Origin of the sequence: Actinomycetospora termitidis, assembly GCF_030286555.1 — a bacterium.
Lineage (GTDB): Bacteria > Actinomycetota > Actinomycetes > Mycobacteriales > Pseudonocardiaceae > Actinomycetospora > Actinomycetospora termitidis.
In genome coordinates this window covers 245,000-261,463 of sequence record NZ_JASVWF010000005.1, presented here as the reverse complement: position 1 = coordinate 261,463, position 16,464 = coordinate 245,000, and the positions used below count along the sequence as shown (strand labels likewise).

General features: G+C 75.6%; 10 protein-coding genes. 5 read left to right on the top strand and 5 right to left on the bottom strand.

Features of this window, described 5'->3' with window-relative positions:
• Positions 1–18: 18 nt before the first annotated feature.
• A complete protein-coding gene (locus tag QRT03_RS21980) occupies positions 19–1,320 on the bottom strand; it encodes an AI-2E family transporter (protein WP_286055191.1) in 1,302 nt (433 codons plus the stop codon).
• A 124-nt stretch (positions 1,321–1,444) separates the two neighbouring features.
• Between QRT03_RS21980 and pyk the strand changes: the two genes are divergently transcribed.
• Positions 1,445–2,863 carry a pyruvate kinase gene (gene pyk, locus QRT03_RS21975; protein WP_286055190.1) on the top strand — a complete coding sequence of 473 codons (1,419 nt, stop codon included), beginning with the start codon at positions 1,445–1,447 and terminating at the stop codon, positions 2,861–2,863.
• Between the two features lie 70 nt (positions 2,864–2,933).
• Complete coding sequence (locus tag QRT03_RS21970) at positions 2,934–4,100, top strand: MalY/PatB family protein (RefSeq protein ID WP_286055189.1); 1,167 nt, start codon at positions 2,934–2,936, stop codon at positions 4,098–4,100.
• A gap of 5 nt (positions 4,101–4,105) precedes the next feature.
• On the opposite strand, the gene QRT03_RS21965 is transcribed toward QRT03_RS21970, so the two are convergent.
• Positions 4,106–4,630, bottom strand: coding sequence for a GNAT family N-acetyltransferase (locus QRT03_RS21965; protein WP_286055188.1), 525 nt, complete (start codon positions 4,628–4,630; stop codon positions 4,106–4,108).
• Positions 4,631–4,667: 37 nt separating this feature from the next.
• Here QRT03_RS21965 and QRT03_RS21960 point away from each other — a divergent pair, with 37 nt between their 5' ends.
• The gene (locus QRT03_RS21960) at positions 4,668–4,886 is read left to right on the top strand and encodes a hypothetical protein (RefSeq protein WP_286055187.1); all 219 of its coding nucleotides are present in this window, start codon (positions 4,668–4,670) and stop codon (positions 4,884–4,886) included.
• Positions 4,887–4,958: 72 nt separating this feature from the next.
• Positions 4,959–6,884, top strand: a complete 1,926-nt coding sequence (gene acs, locus QRT03_RS21955) for an acetate--CoA ligase (protein ID WP_286055186.1) — start codon at positions 4,959–4,961, stop codon at positions 6,882–6,884.
• Here acs and treZ read toward each other — a convergent pair.
• The gene (gene treZ / locus QRT03_RS21950; protein WP_286055185.1) at positions 6,871–8,610 is read right to left on the bottom strand and encodes a malto-oligosyltrehalose trehalohydrolase; all 1,740 of its coding nucleotides are present in this window, start codon (positions 8,608–8,610) and stop codon (positions 6,871–6,873) included. The genes acs and treZ overlap by 14 nt on opposite strands.
• A gap of 100 nt (positions 8,611–8,710) precedes the next feature.
• Between treZ and QRT03_RS21945 the strand changes: the two genes are divergently transcribed.
• Entirely contained in the window at positions 8,711–13,588 is a 4,878-nt protein-coding gene (locus tag QRT03_RS21945; protein WP_286055184.1) for a SpoIIE family protein phosphatase, read from the top strand.
• Here the strand turns inward: QRT03_RS21945 and QRT03_RS21940 are convergent.
• Positions 13,559–14,248 (bottom strand): response regulator transcription factor, encoded by a 690-nt coding sequence (locus QRT03_RS21940; RefSeq protein WP_286055183.1) that lies wholly within the window; start codon positions 14,246–14,248, stop codon positions 13,559–13,561. The two genes, QRT03_RS21945 and QRT03_RS21940, sit on opposite strands and share 30 nt — an antisense overlap.
• On the bottom strand, positions 14,245–16,323 hold the full coding sequence (locus tag QRT03_RS21935) for a sensor histidine kinase (RefSeq protein WP_286055182.1): 2,079 nt from the start codon (positions 16,321–16,323) through the stop codon (positions 14,245–14,247). Before QRT03_RS21935 ends, QRT03_RS21940 begins: the two co-directional genes overlap by 4 nt.
• Positions 16,324–16,464: the final 141 nt, after the last annotated feature.

The following is a 16,464-nucleotide window of genomic DNA, read 5'->3' as shown; positions in this document are numbered from 1 at the left end:
GTGTCGCGATAGCGACAGTTAGTGCTCACCTGGCGGAGCCACATTCACGACCGGGTCGGCGCCGAACTCCGGGCGCGCCGACCGCGGGTCGAGCGGGTTCACCGTCGCCGGGTCGACATCGGCGTCCGAGGGTCGCGTCAGCGACCGGACGCCGTTGTCGATCACGGTGACCAGCGGGACCGCCAGCAGTGCCCCGGGGATGCCGGCGACCACCAGACCACAGGCGATCGGGAGCACGACGGCGAGCGGGTGCAGCTTGATGGACTTCCCCAGGAAGAGCGGCTGCAGGATGTAGCCCTCGAGGTTCTGGACGGCGAGCAGCAGCAGCACCACCAGGAGGGCGTCGGTGATCCCGCCGCTCACCAGGGCGACCAGCGCGGCGACGGCCCCGGAGATGACGGCGCCCAGCGTCGGGATGAACGCGCCGAAGAAGATGAGGGCGGCCAGCGGGACGGCGAGCGGCACCCCGATCAGCCAGAGCCCGAGTCCCGCCGTCACCGCGTCGATGAACGCCACCACGACGATCGCGCGGGTGTAGCCGACGAGCGAGGCGAACGCGCGGCGCCCGGCCACGTCCGCCCGGTCCCGGACCGTCCGCGGGACACCGCGGAGCAGGAAGCGCCAGATCGCCCCGCCGTCGTGGATGAGGAAGATCAGGGTGAACAGGGCGAGCAGGCCCTCGGTGAACAGCTCGCCCACGGTACCGACGGCGCCGAGCGCGCTCGCGGCGATCGTGGCCTGGCTCTGCTGGATGCCCGCGAGGATCTGGTCCCCGAGCTGGGCGAACTGCTGGTTGTTCAGCCCGAGCGGCCCGGTCCGCACCCAGTTCTGGATCTCGCTGAGGCTGCTGGTGAAGGCGCTGGTCAGGTCGGGCAGGCCGGAGATGAACGCGTACACCACCCCGGTGAAGACGCCCCCGACGACGGCGAGCCCCGCGATGATGACGACGGCCGTGGCCACGGCGTGCGGGAGCCACCGGACCCGCGAGCTCATCAGGTGCGCCTCGGGCGCGAGCAGGGACGCGAGGATGAGCGCCAGCACCACGGGCACCAGGACCACGGACAGCGTGCCCGCGACGTAGATCAGCGTCGCGACGGCGGCGGCGATCAGCACGACGCGCCAGGCCAGCCCGGCGGCGACGTCGAGGCCGTGCGGGATCGCCCACCGTGGGCGGGCGGCCCGCGGTGGCGGTGCGGTGTCGCGGGTCGGTGCGGTGGTGGCGGCGTCGGGCGCGGCACGACCCGCGGCCGGGTCCGTGGTGCGGGTGCCGACCACCTCCGGCGCCCCGGCGCCCGGTTCCGACCCGCGCTGCGCCGTCACGGGCGTCACGGTAGTCGGACCCCGACCGACGGGCCCGGTGACCAGCGCGTGACCGGGAGGTAGCCGGTGCAGAACTGTGTCCCCGGCCTCCTGGATCGGTGCAGAACGGCGTAGGGTGGGGCCCGTGAGCCGCCGCGCGAAGATCGTCTGCACGCTGGGTCCGTCGACGTCGTCCCCGGAGCGGATCCGAGCCCTCGTCCGGGCCGGGATGGACGTCGCCCGGCTCAACTTCTCCCACGGGGAGCACGCCCAGCACGCGGAGGTCTACGCCCGCGTGCGCGAGGCCGCCGACGCCGAGGGCCGCGCGGTCGGCATCCTCGCCGACCTCCAGGGCCCGAAGATCCGCCTGGGCCGCTTCACCGACGGGCCGCAGACCTGGGCCACCGGCGAGACCGTCCGGATCACCACCGAGGACGTCGCCGGCACGCACGACCGGGTGTCCACCACGTACAAGGGCCTCGCCGACGACGTGCGCCCCGGCGAGTCGCTGCTCATCGACGACGGCAACGTCTCGGTCGAGGTCACCGCGGTCGAGGGCCGGGACGTGGTCTGCCGGGTCGTCGAGGGCGGGAAGGTCTCGGACAACAAGGGCATCTCGCTGCCGGGTACGGCGGTCTCGGTCCCCGCGATGAGCGAGAAGGACGAGGCCGACCTGCGCTTCGCGCTCGGGCTGCGCGTCGACATGATCGCGCTGTCGTTCGTGCGCTCGCCCGCCGACGCGGAGCTCGTCCACAAGATCATGGACGAGTACGAGTGCCGGCTCCCCGTGATCGCGAAGCTGGAGAAGCCCGAGGCGGTCGACGCGCTCGAGGCCATCGTGCTCGCGTTCGACGCCGTGATGGTCGCGCGCGGCGACCTCGGCGTGGAGCTCGCGCTCGAGGACGTCCCGCTGGTGCAGAAGCGCGCGGTGCAGATCGCCCGCGAGAACGCCAAGCCGGTGATCGTCGCGACGCAGATGCTCGAGTCGATGATCCACAACTTCCGCCCGACGCGCGCCGAGGCGAGCGACGTCGCGAACGCCGTGCTCGACGGCGCGGACGCGGTGATGCTCTCCGGCGAGACCTCGGTCGGCGACTACCCGATCGAGACCGTGCAGACGATGTCGCGCATCGTCGAGGCCGTCGAGTCCGGCCCGGCGTCCGTCCCGGCGATCCAGCACGTGCCGCGCACCCAGCGCGGTGTGGTCACCACGGCGGCCCGGGACATCGGCGAGCGGCTCAACGCCCGCGCGCTGGTGGCGTTCACGCGCTCCGGCGACACGGTGCGCCGGCTCGCCCGGCTGCACACCCGGCTGCCCGTGCTCGCGTTCACGCCGGTGCCCGCGATCCGTTCGCAGCTGTCGCTCTCCTGGGGCGTCGAGACCTTCCTCGTGCCGTGGGAGGAGACCACGGACGCGATGATCGCCCGGGTCGACGCGTCCATCCAGCAGATCGGCCGCTTCGCGCCCGGCGAGCTCGTCGTCATCGTCGCCGGCTCCCCGCCCGGGCAGGCCGGCAAGACGAACCTGATCCGCGTGCACCGGCTCGGCGAGGACACCCACTAGGGCGTTGCGAACGGCACCCTCGCAGCATCTGTGCGCGCGAGCGTGCCGCTCGTTCGTTTGGATGGGGCCCATGCCGCACCCGTTCGACGCCCTGACCGCCGACGCGATGCGGGCCGGTGGCTCGTGGAAGTGGTCGGGCTCCGGGGTCGGCGGTGGCGTCGACGCGCACGGCCGGGGGCTGATCGGGGCCTTCGTCGCGGAGATGGACTTCCCGACGGCGGGTCCGGTCGCGGACGCCGTCCGCGCGAGTGCCGACGCGTCGCGGTTCGGCTACCTGGCCGACGCCTGGGTCGCCGACCTGGCGGCGGCGTGCGCGGCGTTCTGGGCCGACCGGTTCAACTGGTCGGTGGACCCGGAGCGGATCCGGCCGGTCCCCGACGTCATGACCGCCCTGGTCGCGACGATCGAGCACTTCACCCCGCCCGGCACGCCGGTGCTGCTGCCGACGCCGGCCTACATGCCGTTCCTGACGGTGCCCGGGCGGCTCGGTCGGGAGATGGTGCCCGTCCCCATGTCGAGGGATCCGTTCGCGCTGGACGTGGACGCCCTCGACGCCGCGTTCGCCGCGTCGGGCTCACGGCTGCTGGTGCTGACGAATCCGCACAACCCGACCGGCCGGGTGTTCACCGCCGACGAGCTCGCGGGGATCACCGCGGTGGTCGAGCGGCACGGGGCCCGGGTGTTCGCGGACGAGATCCACGCGCCGCTGACGTTCGACGGCCGGGTCCACGTGCCGTACGCGTCGACCTCGGACACCGCCGCCGCCCACACGATCACCGCGACGTCCGCCTCGAAGGCCTGGAACCTGCCGGGCCTGAAGTGCGGCCAGGTGATCCTCTCGAACGCCGCCGACGCGGCGCGCTGGAGCGAGCGGGGCTACCTGGCCGAGCACAGCACGGCCACCCCCGGGGTGCTGGCGTCCACGGCCGCGTACGTCCACGGCCGGGAGTGGCTCGACGACGTCCTGACCTACCTTGACGGGAACCGCGCCCGGCTGCGTGACACCCCGCTGCCCGGTGTCGGCGTCACGGTGCCGGAGGGGACCTACCTCGCGTGGCTGGACGGCACCGCCCTCGACCTGGACGAGCCGCCGTCGGCCTTCTTCGCCCGGGAGGCCGGCGTCGTGATGACCGACGGCGCGGCGTGCGCCGGCCCGGGCGGGATGCGGTTGAACCTCGCGATGGGCCGCCCGGTGCTGGCCGAGGCGCTGGAGCGGATGGCGGCCGCGCTGGGCTGAGGACGTCAGCGCGCGATCGGTGCCACGAACCGGGCTCCCCGCCGGGTCCGGCCGGCGCGCCGGAACCCGGCGTCGAGGGGCACCCGCAGCGAGTGGACGTTCGCCGGGTCGACCCGGATCACGGCGGTCGCGGTGCCGGTGTGCGCCGCGAGCCAGGGCAGGACGAGGGCCACGCCCCGCGCCGCGTAGTGGTGCCCGCGCCGGCCGGCGAGGACGCCGTAGGACAGGTTGGCCTCCCCGGGCTCGAGGTCGACGGCGGAGAGCTCCACCTCCAGGGTCCCGACGACCTCCGCGGTCGACGCGTCGCACAGCGCCCAGGCCAGCGCGGCGCCGGGCGCGTACCAGTCGCCGGTCCACGTGGCGGCGCAGTCGTCGATCCAGCGCCGCACGCCGTCCACGGTGCCGCGGGCGCCGCTGAGCCACCGGACGAGGTCGTCGTCCTCGCCTGCGAGCAGGGCGGGGGCGTCGTCGGGCTCGAGCGCCCGCAGGGTGACGACGCCGTCGGTCGGGGTCTCCCGGGTCGTCGTCACGCCCGACATCCTCGCCCGCGCCGATAGGGTCTCCGTCATGGGCCTGTCCTTCTCCGAGGAGCCCGAGACCGGGCTCGTCGCGGTGACCCTGACGAACGACGACGGCGAGGTCGTCCAGACCCGGGTGGTCTCCTCCGACGAGCTCGGCCGGATCGCGGCCGCCGCCCGCCGGGCGAGCGCACGGGCGGCCGAACGGGGCGAGCCGCTCTTCGTCACGCTCGACGAGCTGATCGACGGGGACGGCGACCCGGGCTGATACCCCCTCCGATTGTGACGTCGGGCGTCAGCATGGCCGCACTGCTGACGCGGAGGGGAGGGTGGATCCCCGATGAGCGACGAGCTGTTCGACCCGCCGGCCGATCTCGCGGCCACCGCCAACGTCACCGCGGACGACGCCGCCCGGCTCCGCGCCGAGGCGGGCGCCGACCTCGACGCGTTCTGGCTCGCGCGGGCCCGGGAGCTGGACTGGGAGCGGGAGCCGACGGTCGGGTACGACGGGTCCGACCACCCATTCGTCACCTGGTTCGCCGACGGACGCCTCAACGTCGCGCACAACTGCGTCGACCGGCACGTCGCGGCCGGGCGCGGGGACAAGGTCGCGCTGTACTGGGAGGGCGAGCCGGGGGACCGGGTCGCGGTCACCTACGCCGACCTGCAGCGCCGGGTCGCGCAGGCGGCCCACGCCCTGACCGACCTCGGGGTCCGGCGCGGCGACGTCGTCGTGGTCTACCTGCCCGTGCTGGTGGAGACCGTCGTCGTCATGCTGGCCTGCGCCCGGATCGGCGCGCTGCACTCGCTGGTGTTCGGCGGGTTCTCGGCCGAGGCGCTGCGGTTCCGCGTGACCGACGGGCGGGCGAAGGTCGTCGTCACCACCGATGGGCAGTACCGCCGCGGGACGGCGGTCGCCGTGAAGGAGAACGCGGACGCAGCCGTGGCGGGCACCGACGTGGAGCACGTGCTCGTCGTGCGCCGCACCGGCCAGGACGTCCCGTGGACCGACGGCCGTGACGTCTGGTGGCACGACGCCGTCGACGGCCGCCCGGAGCACCACGAGGCGGAGGCGTTCGACGCCGAGACGCCGCTCTTCCTGATCTACACCTCCGGCACGACGGGGCGGCCCAAGGGCCTCGTCCACACCATGGGTGGCTACCTCACGCAGACGGCGTGGACCGCGTGGGCGTGCTTCGACCACCGCGAGGACGACGTCTACTGGTGCCAGGCCGACCTCGCCTGGGTCACCGCGCACACCTACGAGGTCTACGGCCCGCTCGCGAACGGCGTCACCCAGGTGCTCTACGAGGGCACCCCGGACACGCCGCACCGCGGCCGGCACTTCGAGATCATCGCCCGCTACGGCGTCACCGTGTACTACACCGCCCCGACCCTGGTGCGGACGTTCATGACGTGGGGCACGGAGATCACCGACGGCCACGACCTGTCGTCGGTGCGACTGCTGGGGACGGTCGGCGAGGCGATCAACCCGGAGGCGTGGCGCTGGCTGCACACCCACGTCGGCGGCGGGCGCTGCCCGGTCGTCGACACGTGGTGGCAGTCCGAGACCGGGGCGGCGATGGTCGCGCCGCTGCCCGGGGTGACGCCGCTGAAGCCGGGCTCCGCCACGCAGGCGCTGCCCGGGATCTCGGTGCGGGTGGTGCGCGAGGACGGCACGGACGCCGAGCCGGACGAGGGCGGCCTGCTCGTCGTCGACCGCCCGTGGCCCGCGACGGCGCGCACCGTGTGGGGCGACCCGGACCGGTACGTCTCGTCCTACTTCGAGAAGTTCCGGGCGCAGGGCTGGTACCTCGCGGGCGACGGCGCCCGGATCGACCCCGACGGCTACGTCTGGCTGCAGGGCCGGGTGGACGACGTCATGAACGTCTCCGGGCACCGGCTCTCGTCGATCGAGCTGGAGTCCGCGCTCGTCAGCCACCCGCGGGTCGGGGAGTCGGCCGTGATCGGCGCGCCGCACCCGACGACGGGCCAGGCCGTCACAGCCTTCGTCGTCACTCGCGGCGAGCCGACGCCCGACGAGGACCTGACCGCCGACCTGCGCGCCCACGTGACCCGCGAGCTCGGCCCGGTCGCCCGGCCGCAGCGGGTGCACGTGGTGTCGGTGCTGCCGAAGACGCGCTCCGGCAAGATCCTGCGCCGGCTCCTGCTCGACCTCGCGTCCGGCCGGGAGCCGGGGGACACGACGAGCATCGTCGACCCGACGGCGCTCGACCAGGCCCGGGCGGCGCTCAGGACGTCCTGACCACCGCGCACGACTCGCCGGGCAGGACGACGGCGGCCTCGGAGAGCCCGACCTCGAACGGGGCCCACAGCACCTCGGTGGCCCCGTCGACGGCCACGGTGGCCTCACCGGCGCCGAGGTTGACCACGAGCCGCAGCGCCCCGCGGTGCAGGACCAGCGTGCGCGCCCCGGCGTCGACGTCGCACCGGACCCGGTCCAGGCGCGGGTCGGCCAGCTCCCGCTCGGAGCGGCGCAGCGCGATCAGGTCCCGGTGCACCTCGAGCAGCCAGGCGTGCTGGCCCTCCTCGGCCTCGGTCCAGTCCAGGCGCGAGCGCTCGAAGGTGGCGACGTCGGTGGGATCGGGGACCTCCTCGGCGCCCCACCCGTGCTCGGCGAACTCCCGGCGCCGGCCCTCGCGCACCGCGTCCTGCAGCTCCGGGTCCTCGAACCCGACGAAGAACGCCCACGGGGTGGACGCGCCCCACTCCTCACCCATGAACAGCATCGGGGTGAACGGGGAGCAGAACACCAGCGCCGCCCCGCAGGCGAGCAGGCCGGGAGAGAGGGTCGCGGTGAGCCGGTCGCCCCCGGCGCGGTTGCCGATCTGGTCGTGGTCCTGCAAATAGGCCAGGAAGCGCCACCCGGGGACACGGTCGAGGTCGACCGGCCGCCCGTGGGTGCGGCCGCGGAACGTCGACCACGTCCCGGCGTGCACGTAGGCCTCGCGCAGCACCCGGCCCAGGGTCTCCAGCTCGCCGAAGTCGACGTAGTAGCCCTGGGTCTCTCCGGTCAGGGTGGAGTGCAGCGCGTGGTGGATGTCGTCGCACCACTGCGCGTCGAGCCCGTACCCGCCCGCCTCGCGGGGTGTGACCAGCCGCGGGTCGTTGAGGTCGGACTCGGCGACGAGGGTCAGCGGCCGACCGAGCGTCGCCTCCAGGCCCTGTACGACGACGGCCATCTCCTCGAGCAGGTGGGTCGCGCGGCTGTCGCGCAGGGCGTGCACGGCGTCCAGGCGCAGCGCGTCCACCCCGAAGTCGGCGAACCACATCGCGACGTTCTCGAGGATGTAGGCGCGGACGGTGTCCGAGCCGGGCCCGTCGAGGTTGAGCGCGGACCCCCAGTCGTTGGACCCGGAGAAGTACGGGCCGAACCGGTCGAGGTAGGCGCCGGACGGCCCGAGGTGGTTGTAGACGACGTCGAGGACGACTCCCAGGCCGCGCTCGTGGCACGCGTCGACGAACCGGCGGAACGCGTCCGGCCCGCCGTAGTTCTCGGTCACCGCGAACCACAGCACGCCGTCGTAGCCCCAGCCGCGGGTGCCGTCGAAGGCGTTGACGGGCAGCACCTCGACCAGCGTCACGCCGAGGTCGGCGAGGTGGTCGAGGCGCTCCACCGCGCTGTCGAACGTCCCGCCGGGGGTGAACGTGCCGACGTGCAGCTCGTAGATCACCGAACCCGCCAGGGACCGGCCGGTCCACCCGTCGTCGGGAAGGACGGAGCCAGGGGCCCAGACCTGCGAGGCCGCGTGGACGCCGTCGGGCTGCCGACGGGAGCGGGGATCGGGCAGCGGGTCGGCGCCGTCGATCGCGTAGGCGTAGCGGCTGCCGGGCCCGGCCCCCTCGACGGTCGCGGTCCACCACCCCTCGTCGGCGGCCATCGGCCAGGTCGCGCCGTCGACCACCACGGACACCGACCCCGCCGCCGGAGCCCACACCGAGAACGTCCCGTCGACGCCCAGTCCCGTCATGGCACGCATGATCCCGGTCCCGACGCCGGGTCGCCGCACGAGTGGGTGCCCCGTGACGGCGGGTACTGTCGATCGCCGAGCAGTTGAGGAGCCGGAACGCATGGACAGGACGGACGGGGCTGTCGACCCCCTGTTCGCCGGACGCGCGGGCGTCGCCGAGGCGATGGCGGCGGTCGACTGGGCGGCCACCCCGCTCGGCCCCTCGCAGGACTGGCCGACGTCCCTGCGCTCGGTGGTGCGGGTGCTGCTGACCTCGCGGTTCTCCATGTGGATGGCGTGGGGCCCGGAGCTGACCTTCTTCTACAACGACTCCTACCAGCGGGACACGCTGCGCGGGAAGCACCCGTGGGCCGTCGGCCGGCCGTTCCGCGAGGTCTGGTCGGAGGTCTACGACGCGGTGTCCCCGCAGGTCCGGGCGGTCATCGACCACGGCGAGTCGACCTGGGACGAGGACCTGCTGCTCCACCTGGAACGCCACGGATGGCCCGAGGAGACCTACCACACGTTCTCCTACAGCCCGCTCGCCGACGAGGACGGTCGCGTGCACGGGCTGTTCTGCGCGGTCGTCGAGACCACCCCGCGGGTGCTCTCCGAGCGTCGGATGGCGTTCCTGCGCGACCTCGCCTCGGCCATGACCTCCGCGCGCACCACGGGCGAGGTGGCCCGCGCCGCGCAGGAGGTGCTCGGGGACGACCACCGCGACGTGCCGTTCGGCCTGGTCTACCTGCGCCCCGACGGCGCGGCGTCCGACGTCCTGGAGCTGGCGGCGGCGATGGGCATCTCCCGGGGAGGTGCCGCGGCGCCGCCGACGGCCGACCTCGGCCGGACCGACGCGGCCGCCGGATCCCCCTGGCCACTGGCCCGTGCCCGCGAGGGCACCGCCGTGGTGGACCTGCCGTCGTCCGTGCGCGCGGACGTCCCCGACACCTGCGACCGGGCGGCGCTGGTGCCGCTGCGCGCGCCGGGCGCGGCCTCCGAGGAGCTGCTCGGCGTCCTGGTCGTCGGCCTCTCCCGCTTCCTCGCCTTCGACGACCCGTACCGGGACTTCGTCGAGCTCGTCGCGGGGCAGGTCACCTCGGGGGTGCTCGACGCGCGCGCCGCGGAGTCCGAGCGGCGCCGCGCCGAGGCCCTCGCCGAGCTCGACGAGGCCCGGCGGCGGTTCTTCGCCGACGCCAGCCACGAGCTGCGCACCCCGCTGACGCTGATCGCCGGCCCGGTCGACGGGCTGCTCGCCGACCCGGACCTCGCTCCCGGCCGGGCGCGGGCCGACCTCGAGGTCGTCGCCCGGAACGCCCGGCGGCTGACCCGGCTGGTGGGCGACCTGCTCGAGGTGGCGCGGCTGCAGGCCGGCAGCGCGAGCTCGCCGCCGCTGCCGCTCGACCTCGGGCGGGCCACCGTCGACGTCGCCGGGATGGTCGCCTCGGCCATGCAGCGCGCAGGGCTGGAGTACGTCGTCGACGCGCCGTCCTGGCCGGTGCCCGTGGCGGTGGCCCGCGACGGGTGGGAGCGCATCGTCCTCAACCTCGTCGCGAACGCCCTGAAGTACACGCGGACGGGTCGGGTGGAGGTCCGCCTGCGCCGCGAGGACGGGCACGCCGTGCTCACGGTCACCGACACCGGCATCGGGATCCCCGCCGACGAGGTGCCGCGGCTCTTCGACCGGTTCCACCGCGTCGAGGGCACGTGGGCCCGCTCCGCCGAGGGCAGCGGGATCGGGCTCGCCCTCGTCCGCGAGCTCGTCGAGTTCGACGGCGGGTCGGTCGACGTGCGCAGCGAGGTCGGCGTCGGTAGCACCTTCACCGTCACGCTCCCGGTCCGCGAGGTCCCCGCGCCCGGCCCGACCGACGACGACGCCACCGGCCCGACGGAGCGCGCCCGCGCCCTCGTCGACGAGGCGGAGCTCTGGGTGCCGACCGGGTCGGACGCCTCCGGATCGGACGCCGCCGGGTCGGCGGTCATCGGCCGGGTCCTGGTCGCCGACGACAACGCGGACATGCGGGCCTACATCACCCGCCTGCTCGCGCCGCGCTGCACCGTCACGACGGCGACCGACGGCGAGGAGGCCCTGCGGCTCGCCCTCGCCGACCCGCCGGACATGATCGTCTCGGACGTGATGATGCCGGGCCGCGACGGCCTGGCGCTGCTCACGGCCCTGCGCTCGGACCCCCGCACGGCGCGGGTCCCGGTGCTGCTGCTCTCGGCCCGCGCCGGCGAGGAGGCCGCGGTCGAGGGCCTGGCCGCCCAGGCCGACGACTACCTGGTGAAGCCCTTCTCACCCGGTGAGCTGCAGGCCCGCGTGCAGGCGCACCTGCAGCTCGGCCGGTCGCGCCGCGAGGCGGAGGCCCGCTTCACCGCGGTGGCCGACCTCGCGCCCGCCATGATCTGGGTGTCCGACGCCCGCGGACGGCGGGTCTTCCTCAACGCCGGGTGGAGCCGCTTCACGGGGCGGGACCAGGCCGACGAGCTCGGGGAGGGCTGGGTCGAGGGGGTCCACCCCGACGACCGGGCGGGCTACGACGAGCTGGTCGCGCGCGGCCGGGAGCTCGGCCGCGCCTGGGAGACCGACTTCCGCCTGCGGCACGCCGACGGGACCTACCACCGGCTCGTCGAGCAGGCGACGCCCGTGCCCGGACCGGACGGCCGGGCGACCGGCTGGGTCGGGTCCGCCGTCGACGTGGAGACCCGCCTGCAGGAGGCCGACCGGGCCCGGCTGCTCGCCGAGGTGGGCGCGGCGATGGAGTCCACCGACACCGTGGCCGGACGCCTGCGTGAGCTGTCCCGCGTGCTGCACGACGCGCACCTCGCCGACCGCGTCACGGTCCTCGACGACGAGCCGGAGCCCGACCCGCGCACGCTGCAGCGGGTGCTCCGGGTCCGCGACCGCACGCTCGGCGTGCTCGTGCTCGCCCGCGACGGCCGCAGCGCGCCGTGGACGGACGCCGACCGGGCCCTCGTCGACGAGGTCGTGGCCCGCACCCTGCCCGGCCTGGACAACGCGCTGCTCTACGCCGACGAGCGCAGCGCCGCGCACCGGCTCGCGATCGTCCACCACGCGACGGCCGCGTTCTCCGCGGCCGCGACCCCGGCCGAGGTGGCCCGCGCCGCCACCGACCACGTCGTGGAGCTGCTCGGACAGGACATCGAGGTGGCCGTCTTCGAGTACGACGCGGCCCAGCGACAGCTGCGGATGGTCACCCGCCGCCCCGTGGTGGCGCCCGCCCGGTCCCATGGCGACGTCGTGCCGCTGGAGGCGGACACGCTGCTGACCCGCGCCGTCGTCACGGAACGCTCGCTGTGGGTCCACGAGCCCGAGCCGGGGGAGCCCGAGGACGCGCAGGACCCGGAGCTGGTGGCGCTGATGCGCGACCGCGGGCTGCAGAAGGTGGTGACGATCCCGCTGATCGCGGCGGGCAGCGTCGTCGGGGCGCTCGCGGTCGGCCGGGACACCCGCGGGCGACTGGACGCGGGCGAGCGGCTCACGCTGCAGTCCCTCGCCGAGCCCTGTGCGGTCGCCCTCGACCGGGCGCGGCTCTACCGCGCCGAGCACGAGATCGCCCAGACCCTGCAGCGGTCGCTGCTGCCCCAGGCCCTGCCGGAGGTGGCCCGGCTGCCCATCGCGGTGCGCTACCTGCCAGGCGCCGTCGGGACCTCGGCGGGCGGCGACTGGTACGACGTCGTGGAGGTCGGCCCGCACCACGTCGCGGTGGTCGTCGGCGACGTGGTGGGGCAGGGGACCGCGGCGGCCGCGGTGATGGGACAGCTGCGCACCGCCCTCTCGGGCTACCTGCTCGCGGGGCACGGACCCGGGCCGGCGCTGGACCTGCTCGACGGGCTCGTGGCCCGGGTGCCGGGCGCGCGGGCGTCCACCGCGATCTGCCTGGTGGTCGACACCGACAGCGGCGAGGTGCACTGGGCGCGCGCCGGGCACCTGCCCGCCCTGCTCGTCGACGCCGACGGCCCGCGGCTGCTCACCGACCCCGCCGGCCACGGGCCCCTGCTCGGGCTCGCCCACGACCGGCGCCGCGCCCGCACCGAGGGCGTCACCCGGATCGTGCCGGGCGACGACATCGTCCTCTACACCGACGGCCTGGTGGAGCGGCGCGGCGAGTCCCTCGACGACGGGCTGGACCGGCTGCTCGCGGTCGCCGCCTCGTGCACCGACGTCGCCCCGGAGCCGGTGGCCTCGGTGCTCCTGGACGCCCTCGCGCCGGCCGAGGCGATCGACGACGTGGCCGTCGTCGTCGTCCGGCTCGCCCCCGCCCCCCTCGATTCGACCTTCCGTGCCGACCCGGCCGAGCTCGCGGTGCTGCGCCGGGCGGTGCGGGCGTGGGCGGTGCCCGCGGGCCTGCGCGACGAGGTCGTCGAGGACCTGCAGCTCGCCCTCGGCGAGGCCGCCACCAACGCCGTCGAGCACGCCTACGGGACGGTGCCGCCCTCGTCGTCGGAGGTCACCGTGCACGTCGCCGCCCGTCCCGACGGCGGCGTCGCGGTGCGGGTGACCGACCGCGGGGCGTGGCGCGACATCCCGCGGGATCCCGGACACCGCGGGCGGGGACTGTCGATGATCCGCGCGCTGGCCTCCGACGTCGTCGTGGACGGCGGACCGGGCGGCACCACGGTCTCGTTCACCGTGCCGCCGGGACGGCGCGCGGTGGACCGGGGCCGGATCCGGCCGCCCCAGGTCGTGCCCGCCGACGAGGCCGTGTCGGTGGACGTCACCGGGTCCACCGTCGAGGTGACCGGCGACCTCGACCTCGTCGGCGCCGACGTCCTGGGCCGGATCCTCGCCCACCCGCCGGGGCCGGAGTGGTCGCTCGACGTCACCGGCGTCGGCCACCTCGCCAGCGCCGGGGTGGGGGTGCTGCTCGCGGCCGCCGACCAGGGCGCGCGACTCGTGCTGCCGCGCACCGGTCCCGCCGCCCGCGTGCTCGCGCTCAACGGCCTGACGTCACCGACGGAGCCCGTCGGTCGCCCCTGAGGCCCGGCCCAGGCCCGCCTCGCGGGCGCGGACGATCGCCTCGGCGCGGTCGGCCACGTGGAGCTTGGTGAAGATCGACGACACCACGTTGCGCACGGTCTTCGGCGACAGGTGCAGCGTCGCCGCGATCTGCGGGTTCGCCCGGCCCGCGGCGACGAGGTCGAGCACCTCCCGCTCCCGGCCGGTCAGCTCCGGGAACAGGCCCTCGGCCGTGGTCCGCGCCGGGGCGAGGAAGTCCGCGACCCGGCGGGCGATCGCGGGTCCGAACACCGCACCGCCCGCGGCGACGGTGGCGATCGCGTTGGTGATCTCGACCCGGGTGGCGCCCTTGAGCAGGTAGCCGCGGGCCCCGGCGCGCATGGCCGCGAAGACCGTCTCGTCCTCCTCGCTCATCGTCAGCACCACGACCCCGACGTCCCGGCCGGCGGCCGCGGCGGCGTCGACGACGCGGCGGGTGGCGGCGATCCCGTCGAGGCCGGGCATGCGGACGTCCATGACGACGACGTCGGGCGCGAGCTCGGCCGCGGCCGTCACGGCCCCGGTGCCGTCGGTCGCGGTGCCGACCACCTCGATCCCGGTGGCCGCGCCCGCGGCACCCAGGAGCGCCGCGAGCCCCTCGAGGTAGACCGGGTGGTCGTCGACCAGCAGGACCCGGGTCACGGGGTCACCGCGCAGGGGAGCTCGGCGCGGACGACCGTGCCGCCGTCGTCGGGGCAGCTCACGGTCGTCGTGCCGCCGAGCTCGGCGGAGCGCTCCCGCAGCGAGCGGCTCCCCACCCCGGCGGTGACGGCGGGGGTGATCCCGCGGCCGTCGTCGGCGACGGTGACGACCAGGCGGTCGGGCTCCCGCGTCACCACCACCTCGGCGGTGCGGGCGTGCGCGTGCCGGACCACGTTGGTCAGGGCCTCCGAGACGATGTGGAACGCGGCGACCTCGACCGCCGCGGACAGCTCCCCGGGGTCGTCCCCGCGGACCGTGATCTCCAGCCCGTCGCCGGACAGCGACCGGGCCCGGGCGCGCAGCGCCCCGACCAGCCCGAGCTCGTCGAGGGCCGGTGGGCGCAGGTCGTGGACGAGGCGGCGGACGTCGGCGAGCAGGGCCGCGACGTCGGCGGTGGCCCGGTCGAGCATGCCGTCGGCGGCGACCGGGTCGGCGGCCGCGAGCTCCCGGGCGGTCTCGATCCGCAGCGTGACCGCCCCGAGGGCCGGACCCACGGAGTCGTGCAGGTCCCGGCGCAGCCGTCGGCGCTCCTCCTCCCGGGCGGTGACGATCTGCTCGCGGGCCCGCTGCAGCGACGCCCCGAGCGCGCCGGCGCGGGCCGCCGCGGCGGCCTGCCGCAGCAGGTCGGCCAGCAGGCGCTGGTCGCGGGCGGAGAGGGCGTCGAGCGCGTGGGCGGGGAGCGCGACCCGGCCGATCGGCTCGTCGCGGTAGCGCAGCGGCAGCTCGACGACCGCCGTCCCCGGCCGACCGTGCTCGACGGTGGCCCGGGCCCCGTCGGCCCGGTCGACCTCCACCCGTACGCCCGGGAGCCGGAACGCCTCGACGACGGTGCGGGCCAGGGCCGCGAGCTGCGCGTCGGGCGCGGAGGCGGACTCCAGGCGCCCGGCCAGGGCCGCGACGGTGCCCTCCGGGTCGTCGCGGGTGCCGCGGACCAGCCGTCGGGACAGCGTCCACAGCCGGGTCCGCAGCGGGGTGTAGGCCACGGCGACGACCGCGACGGCGATCAGCCCGGCGTCGCGGTCACCGAGGAGCGCACCCGCCGTCAGGACCAGGAGGACGTCGACCGCGACCACCCCGACGGCCAGCAGCGCCGTCAGGACGGTGGCCGGGAGCAGCCGGTCGATCTCGTAGAGTCGGTAGCGCGTGACGGCGACCAGGATCGCGGCGCTGGTCACCGCGATCGCCACGCACAGGGCGGGACCGGACGCCCAGGCGGGCAGGAGCCGCCCGACCAGCATCACCAGGGCGTCCACGATCGCGGCCCAGACGAGCCAGCGCATCTGCCGGCGGCGGACCCCGGTGGCCCGCCGGAACCGCACGACCACCACGGCCAGCGGGACCAGCAGCCCGAGCGGCAGGAACGCGTAGGCGACGGTCAGCACGGCCGGCCACCCGGTCCACGGCACGGACAGCGTGTCGACGCCCAGGGCCAGGACCTCGGGGGCGGTCGGCGCGCCGGAGTGGGCGTCGATCACCGCGGTCGGCACCAGGACGAGGCACAGGGGGAGCAGCGCCGTCGCGGCCAGACTGGCGACGGACGCGGCCCGGCCCCACCGGCCGCGGGGGAGCTCGCCGTCGGGGAACAGCAGCAGGATCAGCGGGAGCGTGAGCAGGAGGAACGCGCCCCACCGGTTGATGACGGCGAAGGCGAGCCCGCCGAACGGGCGGTCGTGGACGAGGGCCTCGAGGAGCCAGGCCCCGGCGAGGGCGTCCAGCACCCACGCGACCCCGCCGACCACGAGGACCAGGCCCACGCGGTGTCGCGCCCGGTCCCGGACGACGACGAGCCCGGGGACCAGCAGCGCGAGTCCGGACAGGGCGATCGGCCAGCCCGGCGAGCCGTCGACCCCGGGCGGGAGGACCCGGCCCACGGCCCGGACGTCGAGCACGACGACGGCGAGGGAGACGGCGAGGGAGAGCAGCGCGACCAGGGCGAGCGGCAGGTCGACCCGGAGCCGCGGCCGGGCCCGCTCCTGCGCCGGCACCGCGGGGGCGCGCGCGATGGTCTCCGTCACGCGCCGAGATTGCCACGCCGACCCGTGGATCCCGTAGGGACCGGCGTCCCGCCCGATGTCCCGTCGATCCGGGACACGGGACGGGACTCCGGCGGGATCCGCGGCCCTGGGGGAGCGGGACGCCTCGGGCGCAGGGTTCTC

Bases quoted from the DNA above. Each gene is read 5' to 3' on its own strand.
- acs (WP_286055186.1), top strand. From the start codon at position 4,959: ATGAGCGACGAGCTGTTCGACCCGCCGGCCGATCTCGCGGCCACCGCC.
- QRT03_RS21960 (WP_286055187.1), top strand. From the start codon at position 4,668: ATGGGCCTGTCCTTCTCCGAGGAGCCCGAGACCGGGCTCGTCGCGGTG.
- treZ (WP_286055185.1), bottom strand. From the start codon at position 8,610: ATGACGGGACTGGGCGTCGACGGGACGTTCTCGGTGTGGGCTCCGGCG.
- QRT03_RS21945 (WP_286055184.1), top strand. From the start codon at position 8,711: ATGGACAGGACGGACGGGGCTGTCGACCCCCTGTTCGCCGGACGCGCG.
- QRT03_RS21970 (WP_286055189.1), top strand. From the start codon at position 2,934: ATGCCGCACCCGTTCGACGCCCTGACCGCCGACGCGATGCGGGCCGGT.